The following is a 23,815-nucleotide window of genomic DNA, read 5'->3' as shown; positions in this document are numbered from 1 at the left end:
GTTTATCGCATGCCGGCCCGGCGGCCGCCGGCGAGCATGATGACGCTGATGATGATGAGGCCGGTCATGATCAGGCGGATGCCGGCGCCGACCCCGTAGGTGTTGAGCATGGAGACGACCAGAAACATGAAGAGCGATGCGCCCCAGATGCCCGGCACATTGGAATCGCCGCCGGCGACCGCCGTGCCGCCGATCACGACGACGGCAATCGACATCAGGAGATATTCCGAGCCCATGTTGAGCGCCGCGCCGCCGGAGAAACAGGCGAGCAGATAGCCTGCGACCGAGGCGAGCACGGCGCAGAACAGATAGGTGACGAAGCGTGTGCCGTCGACCGGGATGCCGGCCATGCGCGCGGCCGGCATGCTCTGGCCGATCGCCGAGATCCAGCGACCGTAGATCGTCTTTTCGAGCAGGAACCAGGCAAGCAGCGAGATGAGGAGCGCGACGATCGCCACATTCGGCACGCCGAGCGTGTTCGAGGTGGTGAACTCCGCAAGCATGGTCGGAGGCTTGATGCGCAATCCCCGGTTCGTCCAGATCGCTGCGGACTGGACGATGAAGCTCATGGACAGCGTCGCGATGATCGGCGGAATGCGTAGCGCCTTGATCAGCGCATAATTGCCGAGGCCGACCACAAGGCCGAGGATGATGGCGACGAGAAGGCCGGGCAGGATCATGCCGTTTTCAACATTCATCAGCTTCAACGCCACCGTGCCGGCAAGCGTCATGGTGGCGGGAACCGAGAGGTCGATATTGCCCGGACCCAGCGTGATGACGAACATCTGGCCGATGCCGACGATGACCGAGAAGGCGGCGAAGGTGAGGGCCGCCTGCGACAGGCCGAGCGTGCTCGCCCCGAGCGTTACCATGATCGTCAGGAACCAGACGGTGAAGGCGGCAAGCCACGACCAGATCCAGGGTTTGCCGAAAAGGCTCAAGAGCGGGGTCATCGGCGTTTCTCCCGCTTCTCCAGGCGGTTCAGCATCAGGCGGAGCGCGAGCACGATGATCAGGATCGCGCCTTGCGCGCCGATCTGCCAGTCCGGCGAGATGCGCAGGAAGGACAGGAACGAACCGGCGAGTGTCAGCGTCAGCGCGCCGATGACGGCGCCGACGGGGGAGACGCGGCCGCCGATGAACTCGCCGCCGCCGAGGATGACGCCGGCGATCGACAGCAGCGTGTAGCGCAACGCGATATTGGCATCGGCCGAGGTCGTCAGGCCGACGAGGGCGATGCCGGCAAGCACCGCGAACAGGCCGGCAAGACCGTAGGCGCCGGCGCGCGCCGCAACGATCGACCAGCCGGCGCGCTCGACCGAGCGCTGGTTGCCGCCGATGCCGCGGATCAGCACCCCGAGCGAGGAGCGCATGACGAGGAGATGGGCGATCGCGGCGATGGCGATGCTGGCGACGATCGCCATCGGCGCCAGCGGCGGCTTGACGGTCATCAGCCAGCGCACCCAATCGGGCGCCTGGCCGCCCGGTGCCGGCAGCAGCAGCACGGCGAGGCCGCCCCAGACGAAGCTCATGCCGAGGGTGACGACGATCGACGGCAGGTTGCGCAGATGGATGACGACGCCGAGGCCCGCATAGGTAGCAATCGCACCGGCAAGGATCAGGATGCCGATCAGGGGAGCATCGCGCAGAAAGGTCGCGGTGACGCAGGCGACGAAGCTGACGAAGGTGCCCATCGACAGATCGAGATCGTTGACCGCCATCACCAGCATCTGGGCGATCGTCGCAAGCGCGATGGGCACAGCCAGGTTGAACAGCAGGTTAAGCCCGACATAGCTCATGGCGCGCGGCTGCAGCCAGAAGACGGCGGCAAGCAGCAGCGTCAGCGACAAGGCAGGAATGGCAAGACGCAAGGCGTCGGACGACAGCCGGAACGTCATGCGGCGACCCCTTCGAAGGAGGCGGCGATGATATTCGTCTCGTTGACGGCGTCGCCGGCGAGTTCGGCGGTGATGCGGCCTTCGCGGAATACGTAGACGCGGTCGCAGAGGCGGACCTCGTCCATTTCGGTGGAATACCAGATGAAGGTGCGGCCGCGCGCCGCTTCCTCGCGGATGATCGCGTAGACCTCCTGCTTGGTGCCGACGTCGACGCCGCGCATCGGATCGTCCATCAGGACGACAGGCGCGCGCGTCGCAAGCGCGCGGGCAAACAGCACCTTCTGCTGGTTGCCGCCGGAAAGCGACAGGATGCGGTTGGCCATATCGGGCGTGCGGATCTCGATCCGCCGCTTCCAGTCGGCGCCCTTCGTCTGCTCTTCATCGGCGAGGATCAGGCCGTGCCGGGTGAGGTCACTGAGCGAGGCGATCGAGAAGTTGCGCAGGATGCTCCACAGTTCGAAGACGCCGTTGAGGCGGCGGTCGCCGGCGACGAAGGTGACGAGCGGATTGCGCTCAGGCAGCCAGTTGCCGGACTGGGCGGCATGCAGGGCGAGCAGCAATTCGGTCTGTCCGTGGCCGGCCAGTCCGGCCAGTGCGATGATCTCACCCTTGCGGGCGGTGAAGGGAAGGCCCTTCGTCGGATGGGACAGAATGAGCGGCGCGGTGGATTGTTCGCGCGTCGAGCGCTGTCCGGTCTCCTCCTTGGCGACGGTGCCCATCGATTCCACCAGGCCGTGATGGTCGAATCCATCAGCCGGACGTTCGGCGACGACGCGGCCGTCCTTCATGACGATAATGCGGTCGGAGGTCTCGAGGATCTCGTGCAGGATATGCGAGATGAAGATGACGGAGCCGCCGGCGGCGACGAAGCGGCGGACATGATCGAGCATCTGGCGGGCAAGGCTTGCGTCGAGCGACGAGGTCGGCTCGTCGAGGATCACCAGCCGCGGCGCAACGCCGGCGTCGGAAAAGGCCATTGCAATCTCGACCATCTGCCGCTCGGCGATCGACAGATCGCCCACGGCCCGGCTGCTGTCGATGCCATGGCCGGGAAAGACGGCATCGAGGCTCTTTTCGATGATTCCAGCGGCGCGCCTGCGCCAGCCGAAGCCGCCGAGATGGCGATGCATGATGCGGGTGTTCTCGACGATGGAAAGATTGGGGCAGAGCGAAAGCTCCTGGAAGACGCAGCGCACGCCGCGGGCGCGCGCCGCGTTGATGCCATAGCGCTCCAGCCGCTCGCCGTCGCTTGCCACACTTCCTTCATGCGGGGTGAGGCCGCCGTTGATGACGCTGACGATTGTAGATTTGCCCGCACCATTGTGGCCGACGAGCCCGACGCATTCGCCCGGCATGACGCGGAGCGTGACGCCGTCGAGCGCCCTGACCGCGCCGAAGCTCACTCTGGCGCCATCGACGGCGATCACCGCCTTCAAAACCTCATTCATCCTGCCCGCCACATCTGCTTCACAAGGAATGCCGCGCGGCCATTTGCGGCCGCGCGGCAGTCACCGGGAGATTACTTTGCAGACTCGATAACCTTGATCGCGTCAGCCTGCGTGTATTCCACATTGGCAACGCCGCCGGCCTGGGTATTGGCGAGGTTCGTTTCGAGATTGTCCTGGTCGATGCGCAGGAAGGGCACGACGAGATCCTTCTTGACTTGCTTGCCGTCGAGGATCTGCTGGGCGACCCAGAAGGCGAGCGTCGAAACTCCAGGTGCGATGGAGACGGACATGGTCTCGTAGCCCTTGCCGTCCTTCTGCTCCTTCCACCACTTCAACTCGTCTTCGCGGTTACCCATGATGATGATCGGCATCTTGCGGTCGGTGGCGGCAATCGCCTGTGCAGCGCCATAACCGTCGCCGCCCTGCGTCACCACGCCGACTATGTCGGGCAGGCTCGGCAGGACACCGGCAACAGCCTTCTGCGCTACGTCCTGAGCCCAGTCTCCATGAACGGAGCCGACAACCTTGAACTGCGGGAACTGCTTGACGCCGTCGTGGATGCCCGCCGAAATCTCATCGTCGACGAAGACCCCCGCAAGCCCGCGGATCTCCAGAAGATTGCCACCTTCCGGGATTTTCTTCGACAAGTACTCGACTTCGCTGCGCCCCATTTCCTTGAAATTGACGGCGATGCGCCAGGCGCAGGGTTCGGTGACGATGCCGTCGAAGGAAACGACGGTGATGCCGGCGTCGCAGGCTTCCTTGACCGCGCCGTTCAACGCCGTCGGCGAGGCGGCGTTCAGCACGATGGCGTCATAGCCCTGCAGGATCATGTTCTGGATCTGCGCCGCCTGCTCCGTCGCCTGGTTCTCGGCGGTGGTGAAAGGGTCGGCTGCGGCAACGACGCCTGATTTCACGGCTTCGCCCGTCACCTTGCCCCAGCTGGTCAGCATGGCCTGGCGCCAGGAGTTGCCGGCATAATTGTTGGAAAGGGCGATTTTCTTGGCCGACGTGTCGGCAAAGGCGGAAACGGGCATCGCGGCGCAAGCAATAGCGGCCGATGCCAGAAGCATCTTGCGGATTGTCATGTCTTCCTCCCTGATGATCGCGCTGGTCGGCGGATCGCTTCACTCCTGATTGCCCAATCGGGGCCGAGTGAAAATTGTTCTTGCACTGAGCTTCCTCCTCTCAGTAAGGGCAGGATGCGGGAGATCGACCGGCCTGTACAGGGGCAAGGCAGCAAGTCGTTTGCGGGTTTTGCGCAATTAGCTGCGGGTTTACGCAAGACGGCGGCGCTTCCGCGGGCGCTTACTGCGAAGGACGCGCGGCGGATTGAGGAGCCTGCTGCCGTCTGGCCTGTTGCCGTCTCTGGGAGGAACCACCATGCTGCATCGCGCACCCGCAGCCATGTTCGACCACTATCTCGGTATTTCCCGGCTGCTCGCCGGCCAGCTCGACTTCCGCTCGGCCATCCGTTCGGTCGCGGCCGAGGTCGCCCATATCATCCCGCACGACCATCTCGATGTCTGCGTGCTGCTCGAGGGCGGCAACTACCACACTGCCTATGAGACGGGTATCGAGACCGCCTGGGGCGACCTTGCCGGTGCGCCCGTGGTCAACAGCCCGATCCGCTCGCTGCTCTGGGGCGAGGTCGATTTTCTGCTGGCGGACGACGCCATGACGGACCAGCGTTTCCATTTCGAGGGCGCGTTCAAGCGGCCGATCGTCGAAGAGTCGCTGCGGAGCCGCCTGCATGTGCCGATGAAGGTGCAGGGCACGATCATCGCGGCGCTCTCCTGTTCGTCGCGAACGGCAGGCGTCTATACGATGGAGGATATCGAACGCGCCCGCATCATCGCCGACCTGCTGACCCCCTATTTCTTCGCGCTGCAGGCGGCCGAGCAGGCGCAACGCTCGGCCATCGTCGAGGCGGAGGCCCGGGCCCGCGAGGAGGGGCTGCGGCAGGGCGCGCTGAAGCTGACCGAGGCGCTGGAGCAGGAACGCCAGCGGATCGGCATGGACCTGCACGACCAGACGCTCGCCGACTTGACGCGGCTCGCCCGCCGGATCGACCGGCTGTCGCGCAACGGCGAGGTGACACCGGAAGCGCTGGAGCCGGTCTCGCGTTCGCTGCAGCATTGCATGCAGGATCTGCGGCAAATCATCGAACAGGCAAAACCATCTGTGCTCCAGCTCTTCGGTCTCGCGCAGGCAATCGAGCATCATCTCGACCGCTCGACCCGCGACACGGGATCGGCCATCGAATGGGGTCTGGTCGACGAAACGCACGGCGCATTGGAGCGGCTGGAACCGACCGTCAGCGTCGCGCTGTTCCGGATCGCGCAGGAGGCGATCAACAATGCGGTGCGCCATGCCGCGCCCCTCGCCGTGACGGTGCGGCTCGAGGCCGATGAGGAACGGCTGTCGATCGAAATTTTCGACGACGGAACGGGGCTTGCCAAGGCGCGGGGACGGATCGGCGGCGGCATCGACAATATGAAGACCCGTGCGCGGCTGATCTCGGCGCGCTTCACCACCGGGCCCGGCCACAACAATCGCGGGACCGTGGTGCGCGTCGTGCTGCCGCTGACCCCGCACGACCCGGCAAGCGGGCCGGACTGAGGAGAAACGCGCAATGAAGGTTCTGATCGTCGAGGACGACCCGCTGCACCGCTCCTACCTGCACGAGGCGGTCAACGCCGCCCTGCCGGAATGCGATACGGTGATCGAGGCCGAGAACGGCACGGTCGGCGAGAAGCTCGCCCGCGACCACAAGTCGGCACATATCGTCATGGACCTGCAGATGGCGAGCCGCAACGGCATCGAGGCGGCGCGCACCATCTGGAAGGAGCGGCCGGAGACCCGCATCCTGTTCTGGTCGAACTATTCCGACGAGGCCTATGTGCGCGGCGTCTCGCGCATCGTGCCGGATGGCGCAGCCTACGGCTATGTGCTGAAATCCGCCTCCGACGAGCGGCTGAAGCTGGCGCTGCGCTCGATCTTCATCGAGAGCCAATGCGTCATCGACCGCGAGGTGCGCGGCCTGCAGCAGAAGAGCCTCGGCCAGACCAACGGCTTTACCGATTCCGAATACGAGATCCTCGTCGATATCGCGCTCGGCCTGACCGACCGGGCGATCGCCAAACGCCGCGGCCTGTCGCTGCGCAGCGTGCAGAACCGCCTGCAGCAGCTCTACGACAAGCTCGACGTCTACCAGAGCGCCGGCGACGACCACGAGGACGGCCGTTTCAATCTCCGCGCCCGCGCCGTCACGGTCGCTTTCCTGCGCAAGCTCCTGAACTACAGCGCTCTGGAGCGGGCCGAAGCGGAGCTGCAGGAGTGGCTTGACGGAAAGTAGTCGGAGCAGCTGGAAGGCCCATCATTCCGACTATGCGGGTCAGGCGATGGCTTTCAACGGCGCCCGGCTGCTCGGCGCCGGCTCAGGCTTGCCGAACAGGAAGCCCTGCATCTGCGCCGGATGGCTTGCATGAAGGATCGCAAGCTGTTCCTGCGTCTCGACCCCTTCGGCAATCACCGGCAGGTTGAGCGTCGAGGCCATCTCGATGACATTCTCAAACAGCGCCCTGATGGTGGGATCGATGCCGATACCGGCAAGGAAACGTCTGTCGATCTTCAGCTTGTCGAACGGAAAATCCCGGAGGTTGCCGAGCGAGGAATAACCGGTCCCGAAGTCGTCCAGCACGACCCGGATCCCCATCGCGCGCAGCTGACCGAGTGTGGAAAGCACCGCAGCCCGATCGTGAAACAGCGCCGACTCGGTGACTTCAAGCTCCAGGCGGTCTGGCCGCAGCCCGGTTTTCGCAAGAATTTGCGAGAACTGCTCCACCAGGTTCGGCATCAGGAACTGAACCGGTGAGATATTGACCGCGATCGTCAGCGGGGTTTTCCACGAGGCTGCCTCGCTGCAGGCTTGTTCCAGAACCCAGATCCCGATGGGGATGATACAGCCGGTTTCTTCGGCGGCAGCGATGAAGTCCGCCGGGGCAAGAACGCCTCTGCTTGCATGGCGCCAGCGCAACAAGGCCTCATAGCCGCACGGCTGTTGCGAGGATGTGTCGACGATCCTCTGATAGACGAGGAACAGCTCTCCTTTGGCGACTGCGTGCCGCAGATCGTGCTCGAGCTGCCGCTTGGCATGCAGTTCAATGTCCATCGCCGGCTCGAATGTGCAGGCTCTGCCGCGGCCGCCGCTCTTGGCCCGGTAAAGCGCCATGTCGGCATTGTTTCTGAGGCGCCGATCGGTGACGCCGTGCTCCGGGTACAAGGCCATGCCGATGCTGGCGCCGAATCCCGAAGACGTCGCGAGATCTGCGAACTCCTCGGCAAAAGCCGTCAGCAGATCTGTTGACAACGCTTCCGTCTGCTGGCGGGACGCGTTTTCGAGGATGATGCAGAATTCGTCTCCGCCCATGCGGGCGATCGTCACATCGGTCGGCAAAGCGCGGACCAGGACCTGCGCGACCCGCTGAAGCACCGCGTCGCCCTCGGCATGGCCGAACGTGTCGTTGACGAGCTTGAAACGGTCGAGATCGAGGGCAAGCAGCGCCAGCCCGCTCGGGGTTTCTGCCGCGCCGGCGATCGCCATCCCGAAACGCCGGTCGAACTCGCGACGGTTCGCCAGGCCGGTCAACGGGTCATGGCGCGCCATATGCTCGATCCTGCGGCTCGCCTCATGGCGCTCCGTCAGATCGCGCACGGCAATCACCTGGCACTCGCGCCCACGATATTCGATCGTCCGAGCCAGGACCTCGACCGGAATCATATCCTGGCCGTCGCGCAACACCGCTCCCTGGCAGGTGTCCATGCCGAGGCGGCTGTCGATTGCAAGCACCGCCTCGACCGGTTGCCCTTTCAGAAATGTGGCTGCCTTACCGGCCATCGCAGCGAATTTCTCGTTGAGATCGATGACGACATTCTCCTGAGCGATGACCAGCCCCTCGAACGAGGCATTCGCCAGCCCGCGCAGATCGGTCAAATGACGGTCAAGGAACAGCGCTGCGGCGGCTCCGAGCAGGATCAATGTCGAGATGATCGAGACGGCAATTGCGATGGCGATCCGATCGACGGAGGAGAGATCGGCATGGACGGGCTCGGCGGAAGGGGTGATCTGGACACCGCTCATCGACACCGTGTGGAGGCTGCAGATCGCCAGGACGATGCACGCCGCGCCGGCGAAGATATGAAAACGCCTGCTGGCGCTATGCCGCAGGGCCGCAACCGCAACGATGCCGAAGCCGATTGCCAACGCGCAGGCGACGATCGATTTGTCGAGAGCGAGCGAAACCATGCTGAACGGCGTGATGGCGAGCAACCCCACGAAATGCATTGCCGCAATGGCAATACCGAACAGGACCCCGCCGGACGCCTGGACAAGCTGGCCGCCATTCATAAAAGCGATTTCAACCGCGACCGCAAACAGGACGATGGCGGCGATAATCGACAGAATGATCAATAAGCCATCGTAGCCGATCGGCACCGGGCCGGCATAGGCCAGCATCGCGATAAAATGGGTTGCCCAGGTGCTGGCGCCAAGGACGACGGCGGCGGCGATAAGCCAGTAGTGGTGATGCTGCCGCACGCATTCCTGCGCACGCGTCAGCATGAAGACGGCCGTCAGGCTGCCGAAGCAGCAGATCGACAGGGCGACGAAAAGCAACGTCCAGTCATGCTGGTCGGCGATACATGAAAGCACAGTGAACATGGCATCTCCCGAAGGTGCGGGGAGGGTGCCAAAGCGGACCTAACGAAATCATACGGGCTTCGTTAAAATGCCAGTCATCCATGCAAAAACCACAACGAAAAGACGAGAAGAAAGTGCCGCTCGATAAACCGCGGATGAAGGTCGCCGCAGCCGCAGCTCCGTGGCTTCGGTTGGAGAAATTCGACTTCCGGCAAAGGTATCAGGCGCCTGACAGCGGGATCGAACGCCTGGCGTCTGCCAATGACAGGCCTGAGATGACGCGGTACCGTGCCTCGACAAGGTTGTATATTCCGAAGGCTGCCAATCCGGCGGCAACGGCGATGTAGAGGAGGGATCCGAACGGAAGCTGGCGGACCCATTCCAGGGCGTCGCCCATGCTGCCGGCCTGTTGCGGATCCACCCGGAAGCCGGCATAGGCGAAAAGTATCCCGGTGATTGCGAACACCACGCCGCGGGCGACGAGACCGTAAACGCATATCAAGATCACGATGCCCTTGCTGTCCGGTATTTTGACGTAGCGCTCGAACTTCCGGGTGATGCCCTTGACGATGGTCACCATGCCGCCGATGACAAAACCGGCGCCAACGGCGATCGCAAGGGTGGAGCCGAACGGCTGCGACATGATCCATCCCGCCAGTCCCTTCTCACCCGAACCTTCGCTCCCGCCGCCGAGAAAGATGGCACGACTGAGTGCATATCCGGCAAGCCCGAGATAGGTGACGGCGCTGCCGAGGAGCGCCGCCCGGATCGCCCACGCCTTTCCGTCCCGCCCATGGCCGTCACTGTCCGCCAGGGACTGGGCCAGCCTCCAGGCGACAAATCCCAGAAGACCAAGTCCGATCATTCCGACCCAGACACGCCCGAACGGCTGCGCAAGCAGCGCCGAGAGCGCCGACTTCGTTTCCGGCCGGCCGCCGGCGACGCCGGAGAAGAGCGCCAGCCCCGCTATCAGGAGAAAAACGACACCGCGCGCCGTGTAGCCGCCTTTGGCGAGCACATCAAATCGAAAGCCTTTGCTCATCAGCATTTCCTCTCCGTCGCCAGTGCGCGGGATTAACGCGCCAGCCTTCAGAAAGTTTGCTGAAAGGGTTCGCAAAGGTCCTCGGGATCGTGAAGAAATGGATCTTCCTTCTTGATCGGCAACGTGGTCGTTGGCGATCCGGAATTGCTGCCGGCCAGCAGTTCCATAAGACAGATTACGCCACATTTGCATGTAGCCGCAAAGTTGAAGTGTCCTGTTTCTGCAAAGTTGGAATGTCACTCTCCCCGCGTTTGATGGCGCGGGAGACAAGCGGATGGGACTGATTGCGATGAGCGAGCGTGACCTGCAGCGGATCGAGGTTTTGTCGAAGGTTGCCGACGGGCGGATGACGATGGTGTCGGCGTCACATGTGCTTGCTCTCAGCGAGCGCCAGGTGCGGCGGCTGTTGGATCGCATCAGAACGACCGGTGCGGCATCGATCCGCCACAAGGCGATCGGCCGGCCGTCGAACAACCGGATCAGCGATGGTGTTCGCGATTATGCGGTGACGCTGGTTCGTGAACGTTATGCGGATTTCGGTCCGACGCTGGCGGCCGAGAAGCTTGCCGAGCGCGATGGATTGCGTGTGTCGCGCGAGACGTTGCGCGGCTGGATGACGCAGGCCGGATTGTGGCTGTCACGCAAGCAGCGGCGGACGTTTCATCAGCCGCGCTTGCGGCGCGAAGCCTATGGCGAGCTGGTGCAGATCGACGGGTCCGAGCATCGCTGGTTCGAGGATCGTGGAGATCCGTGCTCGCTCCTGGTGTTTGTCGACGATGCGACGGGCCGGTTGATGCAGTTGCGGTTCGTGCGCTCGGAAAGCGCCTTCAGCTATTTCGACGCACTTGAGCTTTATCTGAAGCAGCACGGGGCGCCGATCGCCTTTTATTCCGACAAGCACTCGGTCTTCCGGGTGACGAAGAAGGAGGCCAAGGGTGGTCAGGGCATGACCCAGTTCGGACGGGCACTCTCGGAGCTAAATATCGAGATTCTCTGTGCAAACTCCAGCCAGGCCAAAGGCCGTGTCGAGCGGATGAACCGGACGCTGCAGGATCGTCTGGTCAAGGAATTGCGACTGGCAGGCATCGACACCATGGAGGCAGGCAATGCGTTTCTGCCGGGCTTCATGGTGGACTACAATGGGCGGTTTGCGATTGTCCCTGCCCGATCCGATGACCTGCACCGGCCGGTAAATCTTGCACCGGATCGGTTGAAGGAGATCCTGTGCAAACGCGAGCAGCGCTATGTCGGGTCGCAGCTGACGTTTTCGTTCGAGCGTAAGCGGATCATGCTGGAGGAGAGCGACGTGACGCGCGGATTGGCCGGCCGCTATGTCGAGACCTATGCCTATGCCGATGGCCGCCTCGATGTACGATGGAAGGGACATTCCCTGCCCTACAAAACCTTCGACAAGGACCAGCGGGTGACGCATGCGGCGATCACCGAGAACAAACGGCTCGGCGACGTTCTGACTTATATCAAGGAGCGTCAGGAGCAGCCGTCGAAGCCGGTGGTGATGACCAACAGCGAGAAGAACGGCTATGTGCGACGTGCTCACGGTCCGGGGCGACGGAAGGATTTTACGAACGATCCGGCCGTCATCGAACGCCATAAAGCTGCGCTGGCAAAGCGCGATGCTGCCGAGTGAGGCGTCGATCGCATCGTCTTAAAGCTAAAGCCGATGGTGCCACAAACCCGCCCCGATCTGATCTTGCAACCCGGACCAGCCGCTCAGATCGGGGCTGGTCGGCCTGCCGTGCGGCTGCCGCCAGTGACATTTCTACTTTGCGCAACCGCGGACATTTCAACCTGACCGCCACATTGCACTTTATAATTGTGTATGACTTATTTAAGGTTGCAGCACCTGCCCCGCGCCGCACGCCCGCGCATCGAGGTCTTCAATCACGGATCTAGAGATGACTCACGGATCGGGCCACTCGATCGAGAGGCACGACAGCGAGGACGTCTCCGGCGCTGCGATTGACCAATGCATTCGTGATGATCGTAAAACTATCGCGCGATCGCACCTCCTCGGTGAGGAAATCGTCGGCGACCGTGCGGCGGACCCCGCTTTCGAACATCGTCTGGTAGCGATCGGTCACGAAGGGGTCCGCGCCATTCGAGTCGCCGCGCTGCCCGAGGCCGGCCTCGACGAACGCATCGCGCAACCGCTCCGACAAGTCGGTAGGAGTCGCGACGTCATGCATCACGATTGGGCCATCATGGCCTCGCAGCCTGTTGCGTCCGCGATCGGTCCGCTCCACTTTCCGGAAGACGTCGAGCGCCACATCGCCGTTCCAGCCGATGGCGCCGGCGGCCTCCCAAGCGTCGTAATCCTCGGGCCGGCCGCGCAGCCAGGCGCCGACATTGAGCACGTTCGATCCGCCCACGGCACGACCCCGGGGATGTGTGATCGACCGGCCTCCGAGACGTTCCTGCGGGACGGTCTCATAGCCCCAGTTTCGCTCACTGCTCCAGGTCACGAAGAACGCGCCCTGGCTGCGGCCGATGTCGAGTGGGTTTTCGCCGCCGGCTTCGATCAGCGCCACAGTCGCATCCGACAGGTCGCTGAGACGCGCAGCGAGCACCGACGATGACGTAGTCATATTCAGTCATGGACATTGTCCTCGCACGCACTGAATCTTTTAGAACCCGAACTTGCCGTTCTGATTCTTCCAATCGGCCTTTGCCGGAATGGCTTCGATCGTGTCCCAATGCTCGGCGATCTTGCCGTTCTCGATGCGGAACAAATCATAAAATGATGTCGGCTTGCCGGCTAATTTGCCTTCGCTGACCGTGAGCACGAAATCGCCCTTGCCAAGAACCTTGTGCATTGTGTCGTACTTCATGGTGATGCCTGCTTCGGCCATCGCCTTCAGGGCCGCCCCGAGCCCCGAAAGGCCGTCGCCGATCTGCGGATTGTGCTGCGTGTAGTTGTCGCCATCGAAGTATCCCGCAAGCTTCTCCATGCGGCCGTTGACGAGAATGTCGTCTACGAAGGCGGCGACCAGCTTCTTGTTGGCGTCCGTCTTGTCGAGATCCTTGATTTCGGTCGGGCCGTCGACCATCGTGTGGCCGCCGGGGTTCGGGCCGGCCGTTTCCTGCAGATTGTCCCAATGTTCGACGATCTTGCCATTCTCGAAGCGGAAGATGTCGAAGCCGACCTTCGGTCCGAAGAAATTGTAATCCGTATGGGCGACGACAAGGTCGCCGTCCTGGAACACCCGCACGGTGTTCGCCTTGGCCGATCCCTTGGGTAGGGCGGCGAGGAGTTCGCCGAAGCCCTTCAATCCATCGGCTGCGCCGAGATTGTGCTGTGTGTATTTCCCGGGATTGATCACGCCTACCGGCTCGGCCGCGCCGGTTTCGATAGCCTTGAGGAGATCGACGACCTGTTTTTCCTGCATAGTCATTTTGGCTTCCTTTGCGTAGGCGGAACTGGCGGCGAGCGCACTAGCGAGAGGGAGGATTGCCGTCATCGCGACGAGATGGCGGCGGGAGAACTTGAGCTTCATAATATGTAACCACTCCTGTAACACATTATGTGTATCTATATCTGTCACACTTTAATGTAAAGATCTCCCAACGAAAATAATCGAACTGCGCTTTAAACCGCTGGCGCAGCGGCCGCGATATCGGCGGCCAGGTCGGCAATCGTCGTACGGGAAAGTTCCACTTCCATTGCCTTCTCGACCGCCGCGACACGGCCGCGCAGTACCGCCCTGATATTGCGACCCACCGGGCACTTCGGATTGGGCTCCTGGTGCAGAGGAAAAATGGCGAGGTCCTCGTCCACGGCCTTGTGCACGTCGAGCAGTGTGATCGCGTCACCTGGCCGGCCGAGCAGAGCCCCGCCGCCGGTTCCCATTTGCGAGGTCGTCAAACCCGCCCTGGAAAGCTGCGACAGAAGACGTCGAATGAGCGTTGGATTTGTGTTGACGCTCGACGCAATGAGTTCTGACGATGCAGGACGGCCTTGCTGGGTTTGTAGAAACGTTAAGATGTGTGTGGCGACCGCGAAACGGGTATTCATGGGAGGTTCCCCTTATATGTGCGCGATATAAGCACACATAAGGGGAAGAGCAAGTAACGAGCCTTTCAGGGCACGGGTATCGAAGCGCCCCCCGCGAGGATCGCGCCAGTCGGCAGCGTGGATGTCTCCGGTGGTCTCGATGTAGCCCGCAGGGTGACCGTTGATCGCTATAGACCGACGACAGCAACACCTTTGAGGCGACGAAAAATCCGCTGAACCTGGTAGAGTCCGCCGATATTCGCCGGTGCCAAATCGTTAATAAACAGTAAATTGCGATCCTGTGATCCTGGAAGACCGACAATGGCGATAGAGACCCGCAAAGCGCGCGCCGAGCCCGTCGTTTCCTATCGCACCTCGAATTCCGGGTCGGACGGCACCTGCATGGCGAGAGCGAGGTGGTTCGTCTGCGCGGCAAGCCCGACGATCGTCAGGAGCTCGCCATGTTGGGCATCGGTCATGCCCCGCGCGCGGGCGGCGGCGGTGTGGGATTGAATGCAGTACTGGCAGGCATTGGCCGTCGATACCGCTATATAGATCATCTCCCGCGTTAGCGGATCGATGGCGCCTTCGACCGTCATGACCGATTTGAGCGTCTCCCACACCCGCTTGAGATTTGCGGGATCGTTGGCAAGGGCACGCCAGAAATTGTTGATGAAGTCGGTCTTGCGTGTCGCCCTGATATCGTCGAACACGGCTTGAACGGCCGGAATGGCGGCGGCCTCTTGGTCCGACAGGAGTTTGACTGTTGCCATCGAAAGTTCCTTTCCGCGCGCCGATCTACGGCCTCAGCATGATATTGCTCGGCGATCCGACGCCGCCTGCGGAAGATAGGAAGAAACGGCAACGGCTGCCAGCCTCCCCGCCGGCGAGGAAATCGAAGCGGCTGTTTCACGAAAACGGGCAAAATTAGAAATTATTGTCTACAGATTTTGTAGATTATACGGTTCCATAGCCCTGTCGACTTCAGCGCTGAGAATTCGAACGCCCGATGGATGCATCCTTGGGCGCATGTGACCTGCCGAGTTCATCCAATATCAACAGGAGATTTCCATGAGCAATCCGGTTCTCGTCAATCAGATCATTCCCGACACCGATGTCGTCCCGCTGACCGGCCGTGTCGGAGCCGAAATCAAAGGCATCCGCCTTGGCGGAGAGCTTTCGGATGCAACGGTAGCAGCCGTCAACCAGCTTCTCCTTAAGCACAAGGTCATCTTCTTCCGCGATCAGGGGCATCTTGACGATTCCGAACAGGAAGCTTTCGCACGCCGCCTCGGCGATCTCGTGCCGCACCCGACCCAGGGACCGGCCTCCGGCACGGCTTCCATCCTCAATCTCGACTCCAGCCGCGGTGGCGGCAGGGCGGATCAGTGGCACACCGACGTCACCTTCGTCGACGCCTATCCCAAATTCTCCGTGCTTCGCGGCGTCGTCATTCCGGCAGCCGGCGGCGACACGATCTGGTCCAACACCCATGCCGCCTACGAAAGCCTGCCGGCGCCGCTCAAACTGCTGGCGGAGAATTTGTGGGCCATTCACAGCAATGCCTATGACTATGCCGCCGTGCGCCCTCGCGCCACCGCCGAAGAGAAGAAGCATTTCGAGGAGGTTTTCACCTCGACCATCTATGAGACCGAGCATCCTGTTGTCCGTGTCCATCCGGAAACCGGCGAAAGATCGCTGCTGCTCGGCAACTTCGTCCAGCGCCTTGTCGGCCTGTCGAAGAGCGACTCCGCGAAACTCTACGAGGTCTTCCAGTCCTACGTCACGGCCCCGGAAAATACCGTGCGCTGGCGCTGGCGGGCCGGCGATGTCGCGATCTGGGACAACCGCGCCACCCAGCACTATGCCGTCAACGACTATGGCGACCGGCACCGGGTCGTGCGCCGCGCCACCGTCGACGGCGATGTCCCCGTCAGCATCGACGGCCGCCGCAGCATAACCCACGTCAAGGCTGCCAAGCCGCAAGCAAAGGCGGCGTGATCGCCTGAGTGTCGCCCGGAAGCAAAATGCGCCGCATGCCTTACGAGAAGGACAGCTTCTCGCTCGGCCGGGTCAGCGTTTCCGGGCGCAGCACCGCATCGAGATGCTCCTTCTGCATCAGGCCGCGTTCGAGAAGGATTTCATAGACTCCCCGTCCGGAATGATGCGCTTCCAGCGCAACCTCCGTGGCGTTGCGGTAGCCGATATAGGGGTTGAGCGCCGTGACGATGCCGATCGATTGCTCGACCGTCTGCCGCAGGCGATCGCGATTGGCAGTAATGCCTTGAATGCAATTCGCCTCGAGCGTCAGGCAGGCATTGGTCAGGTGGCTGAGACTCCGATAGAGGCTGTAGAAGATCACCGGCTCGAAGGCGTTCAGCTGCAGCTGACCGGCTTCCGCGGCCATGGTGATTGTCACGTCATTGCCGATCACTTCGAAAGCGACCTGGTTGACCACTTCAGGGATAACAGGGTTGACCTTGCCGGGCATGATCGAGGAGCCGGCCTGGCGCGCCGGCAGATTGATCTCGTTAAAGCCGGCCCGCGGCCCCGAGGACAGAAGCCGCAGGTCGTTGCAGGTCTTGGACAGCTTGACCGCCACACGCTTGAGAACGCCCGAAAGCTGCACGAAGGAGCCGCAATCCTGTGTCGCCTCCACCAGGTCAGGTGACGTCACCAGATCGACGCCGACGATTTCGGAGAGGCGCTCGCGTACCAGCGCGGCATAACGCGGATGGGCGGTAATGCCGGTACCGATCGCCGTCGCGCCGAGATTGATCTCGCGGATCAGCGAGACCGCCTCGGAAAGGCGCGCCTCGTCTTCCGCCAGCATCAGCGCATAGGTTCCGAACTCCTGGCCGAGCGTCATCGGCACGGCGTCCTGCAACTGGGTGCGGCCCATCTTCAGGACGTCGGCAAACTCGACCGCCTTGGCCTCGAATGCCAGGCGCAGGATCGCCATGGCGTCGACGAGACGGTGAACGCCGATCCATGCGGCGAGCTTCAACGCCGTCGGGTAGACGTCGTTGGTGGATTGCGAGAGATTGACGTGCTCGTTCGGATGCAGGTGCTGGTACTCGCCGCGGCGATGGCCCAGGATTTCAAGCGCCCTGTTGGCAATCACCTCATTGGCGTTCATGTTGGTCGAGGTTCCCGCACCGCCCTGGATCAGATCGACGACGAACTGGTCGTGCAATGCGCCGTCGCGGATTTCGACGCAGGCCGCGATGATCGCATCGGCGCGCTGCTGATCCAGAAGGCCGAGGCTAACATTGGCATGAGCCGCCGCCTGCTTGATCGCCGCGAGCGACGCGATCAGATCCGCCGATTCCTTCAGCGTCTGACCGGTAATCGGAAAATTCTCGACCGCGCGCAGCGTATGCACGCCGTAATAGGCCGAGGCCGGCACGTCGCGATCGCCGATCAGGTCGTGCTCAACGCGGATTGTCGTGATATCGGATGTCGTCATGGCGGGAACTTTCGAGTGGGACGCTGCGGGCACGCATTGCGGCGGCAGGCTGAAGACGAGAATGGCTGGTGACGCGGCAGGATAGCCGCGTCCGCAGACGTCATCGGGCCAGGGCGGCAAGACGAGGATCGTCACCGTCCGCCTTCGATCCGTGCAGCTTGAACGGAAAGGATACGCCGCCTGTCGTAACACCCATCGTGTTCGCGCGCTGGGGATGATGGAACGGCGCGAGCCGACTGCGGATCTCAGGCGTACCGATGCCGAGGCGCTCGAGAAGCTCCGTCACGACGGCGTAAAGGATTTCGAGATTGCCGTCCTCGATCTTGACCGAGATGCCGAGCGCACCGTCCGTCCCCAATCGCCGGGTTTCATCCGAGGCCCGCACGCCGATCGCGTAGCTGGCATCGGCGCCGAGCTTGCCGATGAGGGCGCCGTCGAATGCGCGCATCAGCGCCGTGCAGTAGCGCCCCTCGCCCGCGACCATGTCAGGGTGGTGTGCCATTGCATGGAAGATGCGGGCCAGTGCCGCACCCCGCGCCGACAGCCCCTCGCCCGCCCCGCCGCCATCCGCTGCCGCGGCAAGCTTGGCATAGATCCGGGCCAGGCGGTCCAGAGGAAAGGCCGGGGTCGGGAGATTGCATCCGTCGATCCCCCATTCAACATCCCGAACATCAAGATCGCAGAGTTCGGCGACGGTGCGTTTGACCCTCCCCTGCATCGGATGATCCGCCAGGTGGTAGCCTTCCATGTCTGCTCCGATCGCCCGGGCGCCGGCAAGCATGCCGACGTGCTTGCCCGAGCAATTGCTGCAGACGGCTGTCGGGACAAAGTCCTGCCTGATCCAGGCGCGGTTGACCGATTCGGACAGCGAAGGATGACCGCCGCAGCGAAGGTCGGCCTCCTCGGCCTTGATCTTCGACAGCATGGTTCGCGTGCGCGCGATATGCCGCTCTTCGCTGCTGTGGGACGCACACATCAGCGCAATATCCGCATCGTCGAAGCCGAAGCGCTCGACGCCCTCCGTCTCCAGGATGGCAAGCGCCTGGGCCGGCTTGGCGGCGGAGCGGGCAAGCGTCATACGCTCGGGATTTCCAAGCGCGTAAAGCAGCCCGCCCTTTGCATCGACGACAGCCGCGTGGACGCGATGACTGTTCTCGACGATGCCGCCACGTTCGGTGACGACGAAATCCTCACTCGGGGTCATGTCTCTCTCCATTCATGCCGCACCCCGGCGGCGACATGCGTCCGCCGGGGCAAGCCTCGATTGTCGATCGGTGTCAGGCGAGATCGAAACCGCCGCGGTCCTCGCCCTGTTCGGCGGCGAGCATGTAGATGCGCTCACGCATCAGCAGCCAGCCGACCACCAGCGCCGGAACGATCAGGGCCAGAGAAGCGACCGTGTAGGTTCCGACCGGATAGTCGAGGGCCATCAGGATCACGACGACGGCGAGGAAGCCCAGGGTCAGCAGGCCGGTGTAAGGCGCGCCGAACATCCGGAATTCAGGCCGCGCCAGCTTGCCCTGCCGCGACAGCTGCCACAGCTTGAGCTGGCAGAGCACGATCACGCCCCATGCGGCGATGATGCCGAGGGCGGCGACATTCAGGCCGATTTCGAAGGCCTCCGCCGGAACGACGGCGTTCAGCACGACTCCGAAGGCGGTCACGACAGCCGTCACCGCAATGCCGACATAGGGCACGCCCGATCGGTTCATCTTCGCCAGCGCCGCCGGCGCCGAGCCGGAAACCGCCATGGAATGCAGGATGCGGCCGGTCGAATAGAGGCCGGCATTCAGCGACGACAGGACGGCCGTCAGCACCACGAGGTTCATGACGACGTCGGCGCCCTGGATGCCGATCTTGCCGAAGAAGGTCACGAACGGGCTCTCGCCGCCCTTGTAGGCGGTATAGGGCAGCAGCAGCGACAGCAGCAGGACCGAGCCGACATAGAAGACCACCAGGCGCAGCACGACCGTCCGGATCGCCCGCGGCATGACTTTGCGGGCATTTTCGGTTTCACCGGCGGCGGTGCCGATCAGTTCGATCGAGGCATAGGCGAACACCACGCCCTGGATCACCACCAGGGCCGGCAGGATGCTGTTCGGGAACATGCCGCCGAAATCGGTGATCGTGCTGAGACCCGGAACATGGCCGTCGATCGGCGTGCCGGTGACGACGAAGTAGACGCCGACGATCAGGAAGACGACCAGGGCGAGGACCTTGACGAGGCTGAACCAGAATTCCAGTTCACCGAAGACCTTCACCGACAGAAGGTTCATCGAGAGGACGAGGACCAGCGCCACCAGCGCAAACACCCACTGATCGATCATCGCGATCCAGGGGACATAGGCCTTGAAGAAATTCATGTAGAGGGCGACCGCAGTGACGTCGGCGACCGCCGTCATCGCCCAGGTCAGCCAATACATCCAGCCAACCGCGAAGGCGAGCTTTTCACCGTAAAATTCGCGGGCATAAGAGACGAACGAGCCCGAGGTCGGGCGATGGACGATCAGTTCGCCGAGCGCCCTCAGAACGAGGAAAGCGAAAAAGCCGCACAAGGCATAGACCAGCACAAGGGCCGGCCCGGCAGCGGCAAGCCGGCCGCCGGCGCCGAGAAACAGCCCCGTGCCGATGGCGCCGCCGATAGCGATCATCTGGATCTGCCGCGGCTTCAGCGCCTTGTGGTAGCCGAGATCCTCCTCGGCAAAGACCTGGCCTTCGGCCTCGCTTCTATTTTGCATGACTGTCATTTCTCCTCCCTCCATGGGTTCGGCAACCTCCCGGCCACCCCTCCGCGCAGATTCACAAAAGATGTTAATCTGCTATGCGGTCTGACAGGTTTGGCGATTAAAGGAAAAACCACCCTGCAGTCAAGGATTTTCACTCTGCTATTTGTGGATGCGTCACCGCCGGCCTGTGGAAAGGCAGTGTCCGGGGGCTGAACGACGTCGCTTCCCTACGCTGCGCGACCGACTTTAGCGCGGCTCGGCGCCGATGATGCGGCTGACGGCCGCCTCGACCTTCCTGAGATGAATTTCCATTGCCGTCTGGGCTTCGGCCTCCGCCCCTATGCGGATGGCTTCGACGATGGCGCGATGCTCTTCATTCGATTCCTGGCGGCGCGGCCCCAAGGCGGTCAGCAGCCCGGATTGCTGCGCCAACGCCTCGCGGACGTCATCGACGATGTCTCGGAAGACGGTATTCTTCGATGCCTCGGCGATCAGTCCGTGAAAATCCGAATCCAGCCGCACCCAGGCCTCGGTATCTTCTTCCTGCTCCATCCGGTCGCAAAGATGAAGCAGCCGGGACAGCTCGTCATCGCTTCGGCGCAGCGCCGCCCAGCCGGCAGCGGATACTTCGACGAAGGGCCGCGCCTCCATCAGATCACGCGCCGAATAATCGCCGTAGCGGATATCTCCGCCGCCGCCAGCTGCGAGCACATAGGTTCCGCTTCCCGTTCGCGTCTCCGTCAGCCCCAAAATCTGCAGCGAGCGCAGCGCTTCCCGCACGATCGGGCGGCTGACGCCGTATTTTGCCGCAAGCTTCGCTTCCGACGGCAGCTTCGAACCGGCGGCAAAGCGGCCGGAGGCAATGAGATTGCGCAGCTCCTCGAAGACCAGTTCCGAGGCGCTTTTTCGACTGAGGATCGCGGAGTCGGATAGCCAGTCTTCTAGATCGTTCATCGCTTTGTCTTCGATCGGCAGAGCCCCGGACGTCCGGGCGCGAAATTGAAAATCATGTCGTCAGCGGCGATTCACCGGCAATGCCGATAATGGACCGCTTGACCTCCAGCAGGTGCTCCGCCATGGCTGCCCGCGCATCCGCCTCGCTGCCTGCGGCTACGGCCTGGAGAATGCGGCGGTGCTCGGCGTTGGAGGCTTTACGCCGGCCGCGAACATGCTCCACCAGTTCCGATTGCGTCGAAAGCGCCCCGCGGACATCGGCAACGACCTTCCCGAAGATCGCATTGCCGGAGGCTTCGGCGATCCCTCCGTGAAACTCAGCGTCCATCCGCACCCATATCTGGACGTCCTCCTCCTCGTCCATCCGGTTGCACAAGGATGTGAGCGATGCCAGCTGCTCGTTCGAGCGCCGCAATGCGGCCCAGCCCGCAGCCGGGATCTCGATGCACGGGCGCGCCTCCATCAGATCGCGGGCGGAATAGGCGCCGCCGCCGAGCTGCCGCGCCGGGCTTTCCGAAACGACGAAGGTGCCCCGCCCGGTTCTGGTCTGTGTGAAGCCCAGCGTCTGCAGCGAGCGGAGCGCTTCACGCACGATCGCCCGGCTGATGCCGTAACGTTCGGCGAGTTGCACCTCCGCGGGAAGACGGGTTCCGAGCGCCAGTTTCCGACTAACAATCGCCGTGCGGAGATCTTCAAAGACCGCCTCGGCAGCGTTTCTTCGGCTTATCTCTTTCTTCGCCGACAACCATGAATCCATATCCTGCATCGAAGGACGATGCGGGCATTCGAAAGAGCTGTCAAGCAACCGGACAAGTGCGCGGAAAAGGCGCTGTCAGCATCTCGGCGCGGTACGCGAAGTTGCGGTTGACGGCCTTTTAGAACAGATAGCGGAAGCGCTCTGGCGTGGCAGGCCATGCATTTATCGGAACGGCTCCTGCGTCGCATTCGTCGCCGCCAAGAGATCAGCGAGCCGTCGACTCGATTCGGACACGCTGCGCAAGCGGCTCCCCTCAGCAATCGAGGGCAGAAGATGTAGGTCGCGACGCCACGGTAGGCAAGCCACGACAGGCCCTCGATCGGCTCCTCATCCTGCGCGATCGTGTAATCGCCCGCGGGTGAATTTCACCGACAGATCGGGAAGCCCGAACTGGGACACAATTCTACAAATACCTTATCGGGACCAATTTCCGGGCGTAAATATTTTTATAATTTTATAATGGTGACCGAAAAGACATCCAGGTAAAATACTTGAACAATAAAACCATTCCGACATTTTATTGTGTTATTCTAAAAGCATGACCTCTTGGAAGTTCCTTAGATCGGTTTTTACAACGAAATACACACCGACTTCACCGGCCATGCTAGACAAGCAGGAGGCCAGCACGGTGGCCTCGCCAATTCACAATAAAAAAAGGAGGCAGCAAATGTCGAGGCATAACAACGCCAAACCCTTTATCGCCAGTGACCGCCACGACTTTGGCGCCAACGGCAGGCGCCCGCATGGTAATCCCTCCGCAAAGGAATTGATCGCCCATGCCGTCGCCGCACGCACCGACCTCGCCGCGCAACCTGAGGAAGCGCGGGCAGCTGACGAACTCCGTCAAGCAAAGAAGCCGCGGCATCATTTCACAAAACGCCGAAACGCTGAGACCGAAGATATGAGTCTGGCTGTCCGGGAACTTCCCACAATGGGTGAACTCAAGCAGGCGCGGAGCGATCACAGCATGAAGATCGCCACTCGGGAAGCTGAGAGGCGTGCCTAGGCGGGTGGCTCAGCGCTCTAATCGGATCGAAGCCTGTATCAGATCTTGGTGGAAGCAGTGGTTGCGCAAGTCCTCTGTCAACTTGAGCAAGACCAGACCGGCAGGCTCGCCTCGCGCCAGTATTCTATCGATCGGGCCCTGCTGAATGCAGATCATCTGCCGGTCGACAATCACTGCCAGCGCGAGTTCCAGGTCTTTCGGGGAATTGGTCGTAAGACGGCAACTTCGTATTCAGGGCTTCCATCCCGGCGAGCTTCACCGTCATCATTATAATTTTTAAGGGATGGTTATGGTAGTAATCATCACAACTGAAACTGCTGCGAAACGCGACGAGAATTGGCGGCTGCTGTCCATCCTCAAGCGAGCGGACTACGCGACGACAGATCTCGTTGCTTCGGAAAATGGCGACCGTCGCGAAGAGGTGATGGTAGTCCGGCGCATCAGGGCAGCGACGATCCGGGTGCCCGCCTACCCCTCTTAGAGGCGGCGGAAGATGGGCGCCGATCCTGAGGCTTTGGCATCATGGGAAAACGAAGGGAGCGCAACCCGAGCCGGACGCCCCTGCGGAAAGAACTTGATGACCCCGTGAGGCGATTGAGCGAGGAATGCCGAACCATCGTCGTGTTCGCTGATATGGAGATGCCGCGCCATGGTTATCCTGCAGCGACCATGCCAATTACAGGCGCGATTGCCGGCATGCTGTCGGGTGATAGCACCATTGCTCCGGCTTGAGTATAGGCTGACGGAATCTTCCTTGCACCCACTTCATTCGGAGGCCGGGCGGCACACATGTGGTGAGTGGC

General features: G+C 62.3%; 21 protein-coding genes. 6 read left to right on the top strand and 15 right to left on the bottom strand.

Annotated features, from left to right (window positions below):
• Positions 1–2: 2 nt before the first annotated feature.
• From QMO80_RS25120 to QMO80_RS25105, 4 genes are all read right to left on the bottom strand, one after another.
• Positions 3–953 (bottom strand): ABC transporter permease, encoded by a 951-nt coding sequence (locus QMO80_RS25120; protein WP_283201051.1) that lies wholly within the window; start codon positions 951–953, stop codon positions 3–5.
• The gene (locus QMO80_RS25115) at positions 950–1,897 is read right to left on the bottom strand and encodes an ABC transporter permease (protein WP_283201050.1); all 948 of its coding nucleotides are present in this window, start codon (positions 1,895–1,897) and stop codon (positions 950–952) included. Before QMO80_RS25115 ends, QMO80_RS25120 begins: the two co-directional genes overlap by 4 nt.
• Positions 1,894–3,345: a sugar ABC transporter ATP-binding protein gene (locus QMO80_RS25110; RefSeq protein ID WP_283201049.1), complete on the bottom strand. Its 1,452-nt coding sequence runs from the start codon at positions 3,343–3,345 to the stop codon at positions 1,894–1,896. Before QMO80_RS25110 ends, QMO80_RS25115 begins: the two co-directional genes overlap by 4 nt.
• A 71-nt stretch (positions 3,346–3,416) precedes the next feature.
• Complete coding sequence (locus QMO80_RS25105) at positions 3,417–4,433, bottom strand: ABC transporter substrate-binding protein (RefSeq protein WP_283201048.1); 1,017 nt, start codon at positions 4,431–4,433, stop codon at positions 3,417–3,419.
• A gap of 295 nt (positions 4,434–4,728) precedes the next feature.
• Here QMO80_RS25105 and QMO80_RS25100 point away from each other — a divergent pair, with 295 nt between their 5' ends.
• On the top strand, positions 4,729–5,967 hold the full coding sequence (locus QMO80_RS25100; RefSeq protein ID WP_283201047.1) for a sensor histidine kinase: 1,239 nt from the start codon (positions 4,729–4,731) through the stop codon (positions 5,965–5,967).
• A gap of 13 nt (positions 5,968–5,980) precedes the next feature.
• On the top strand, positions 5,981–6,703 hold the full coding sequence (locus tag QMO80_RS25095; protein ID WP_003594707.1) for a response regulator transcription factor: 723 nt from the start codon (positions 5,981–5,983) through the stop codon (positions 6,701–6,703).
• Between the two features lie 39 nt (positions 6,704–6,742).
• Here QMO80_RS25095 and QMO80_RS25090 read toward each other — a convergent pair whose 3' ends face one another.
• Positions 6,743–9,067, bottom strand: coding sequence for a bifunctional diguanylate cyclase/phosphodiesterase (locus QMO80_RS25090; protein WP_283201046.1), 2,325 nt, complete (start codon positions 9,065–9,067; stop codon positions 6,743–6,745).
• Between the two features lie 199 nt (positions 9,068–9,266).
• Positions 9,267–10,088, bottom strand: a complete 822-nt coding sequence (locus QMO80_RS25085) for a DUF1206 domain-containing protein (protein ID WP_283201045.1) — start codon at positions 10,086–10,088, stop codon at positions 9,267–9,269.
• A gap of 274 nt (positions 10,089–10,362) precedes the next feature.
• Between QMO80_RS25085 and QMO80_RS25080 the strand changes: the two genes are divergently transcribed.
• Positions 10,363–11,736, top strand: a complete 1,374-nt coding sequence (locus QMO80_RS25080; RefSeq protein WP_283200343.1) for an ISNCY family transposase — start codon at positions 10,363–10,365, stop codon at positions 11,734–11,736.
• A gap of 262 nt (positions 11,737–11,998) precedes the next feature.
• Here QMO80_RS25080 and QMO80_RS25075 read toward each other — a convergent pair whose 3' ends face one another.
• From QMO80_RS25075 to QMO80_RS25060, 4 genes are all read right to left on the bottom strand, one after another.
• Positions 11,999–12,637: a GMC family oxidoreductase N-terminal domain-containing protein gene (locus QMO80_RS25075; RefSeq protein WP_283201044.1), complete on the bottom strand. Its 639-nt coding sequence runs from the start codon at positions 12,635–12,637 to the stop codon at positions 11,999–12,001.
• Between the two features lie 96 nt (positions 12,638–12,733).
• Positions 12,734–13,501, bottom strand: coding sequence for a nuclear transport factor 2 family protein (locus tag QMO80_RS25070; protein ID WP_283201043.1), 768 nt, complete (start codon positions 13,499–13,501; stop codon positions 12,734–12,736).
• A 194-nt stretch (positions 13,502–13,695) separates the two neighbouring features.
• Positions 13,696–14,121, bottom strand: coding sequence for an Rrf2 family transcriptional regulator (locus tag QMO80_RS25065; RefSeq protein WP_283201042.1), 426 nt, complete (start codon positions 14,119–14,121; stop codon positions 13,696–13,698).
• Between the two features lie 344 nt (positions 14,122–14,465).
• Positions 14,466–14,873, bottom strand: coding sequence for a carboxymuconolactone decarboxylase family protein (locus QMO80_RS25060; RefSeq protein WP_283201041.1), 408 nt, complete (start codon positions 14,871–14,873; stop codon positions 14,466–14,468).
• A gap of 298 nt (positions 14,874–15,171) precedes the next feature.
• Between QMO80_RS25060 and QMO80_RS25055 the strand changes: the two genes are divergently transcribed.
• Positions 15,172–16,101, top strand: coding sequence for a TauD/TfdA family dioxygenase (locus QMO80_RS25055; protein ID WP_283201040.1), 930 nt, complete (start codon positions 15,172–15,174; stop codon positions 16,099–16,101).
• A 40-nt stretch (positions 16,102–16,141) separates the two neighbouring features.
• Here QMO80_RS25055 and aspA read toward each other — a convergent pair whose 3' ends face one another.
• The 5 genes from aspA to QMO80_RS25030 form a co-directional block, all read right to left on the bottom strand.
• Positions 16,142–17,569, bottom strand: coding sequence for an aspartate ammonia-lyase (gene aspA / locus QMO80_RS25050; RefSeq protein ID WP_283201216.1), 1,428 nt, complete (start codon positions 17,567–17,569; stop codon positions 16,142–16,144).
• Positions 17,570–17,669: 100 nt separating this feature from the next.
• Positions 17,670–18,773 (bottom strand): asparaginase, encoded by a 1,104-nt coding sequence (locus QMO80_RS25045; protein WP_283201039.1) that lies wholly within the window; start codon positions 18,771–18,773, stop codon positions 17,670–17,672.
• Between the two features lie 73 nt (positions 18,774–18,846).
• The gene (locus QMO80_RS25040; RefSeq protein ID WP_283201038.1) at positions 18,847–20,316 is read right to left on the bottom strand and encodes an amino acid permease; all 1,470 of its coding nucleotides are present in this window, start codon (positions 20,314–20,316) and stop codon (positions 18,847–18,849) included.
• Positions 20,317–20,541: 225 nt separating this feature from the next.
• Positions 20,542–21,249 (bottom strand): FadR/GntR family transcriptional regulator, encoded by a 708-nt coding sequence (locus tag QMO80_RS25035; RefSeq protein ID WP_283201037.1) that lies wholly within the window; start codon positions 21,247–21,249, stop codon positions 20,542–20,544.
• A 52-nt stretch (positions 21,250–21,301) separates the two neighbouring features.
• A complete protein-coding gene (locus QMO80_RS25030; protein WP_283201036.1) occupies positions 21,302–22,015 on the bottom strand; it encodes a FadR/GntR family transcriptional regulator in 714 nt (237 codons plus the stop codon).
• A gap of 658 nt (positions 22,016–22,673) precedes the next feature.
• On the opposite strand from QMO80_RS25030, the gene QMO80_RS25025 reads away from it, so the two are divergent.
• Together QMO80_RS25025 and QMO80_RS25020 are read left to right on the top strand one after the other, a co-directional pair.
• Complete coding sequence (locus tag QMO80_RS25025) at positions 22,674–23,012, top strand: hypothetical protein (RefSeq protein WP_183854798.1); 339 nt, start codon at positions 22,674–22,676, stop codon at positions 23,010–23,012.
• Between the two features lie 289 nt (positions 23,013–23,301).
• Entirely contained in the window at positions 23,302–23,493 is a 192-nt protein-coding gene (locus tag QMO80_RS25020) for a hypothetical protein (RefSeq protein WP_283201035.1), read from the top strand.
• Positions 23,494–23,815 lie beyond the last annotated feature (322 nt).

Origin of the sequence: Rhizobium sp. BT03, assembly GCF_030053155.1 — a bacterium.
Classification (GTDB): Bacteria; Pseudomonadota; Alphaproteobacteria; order Rhizobiales; family Rhizobiaceae; genus Rhizobium.
The sequence above is the reverse complement of the archived record's forward strand: the minus strand, read 5'-3'. Positions and strand labels throughout refer to the sequence as shown.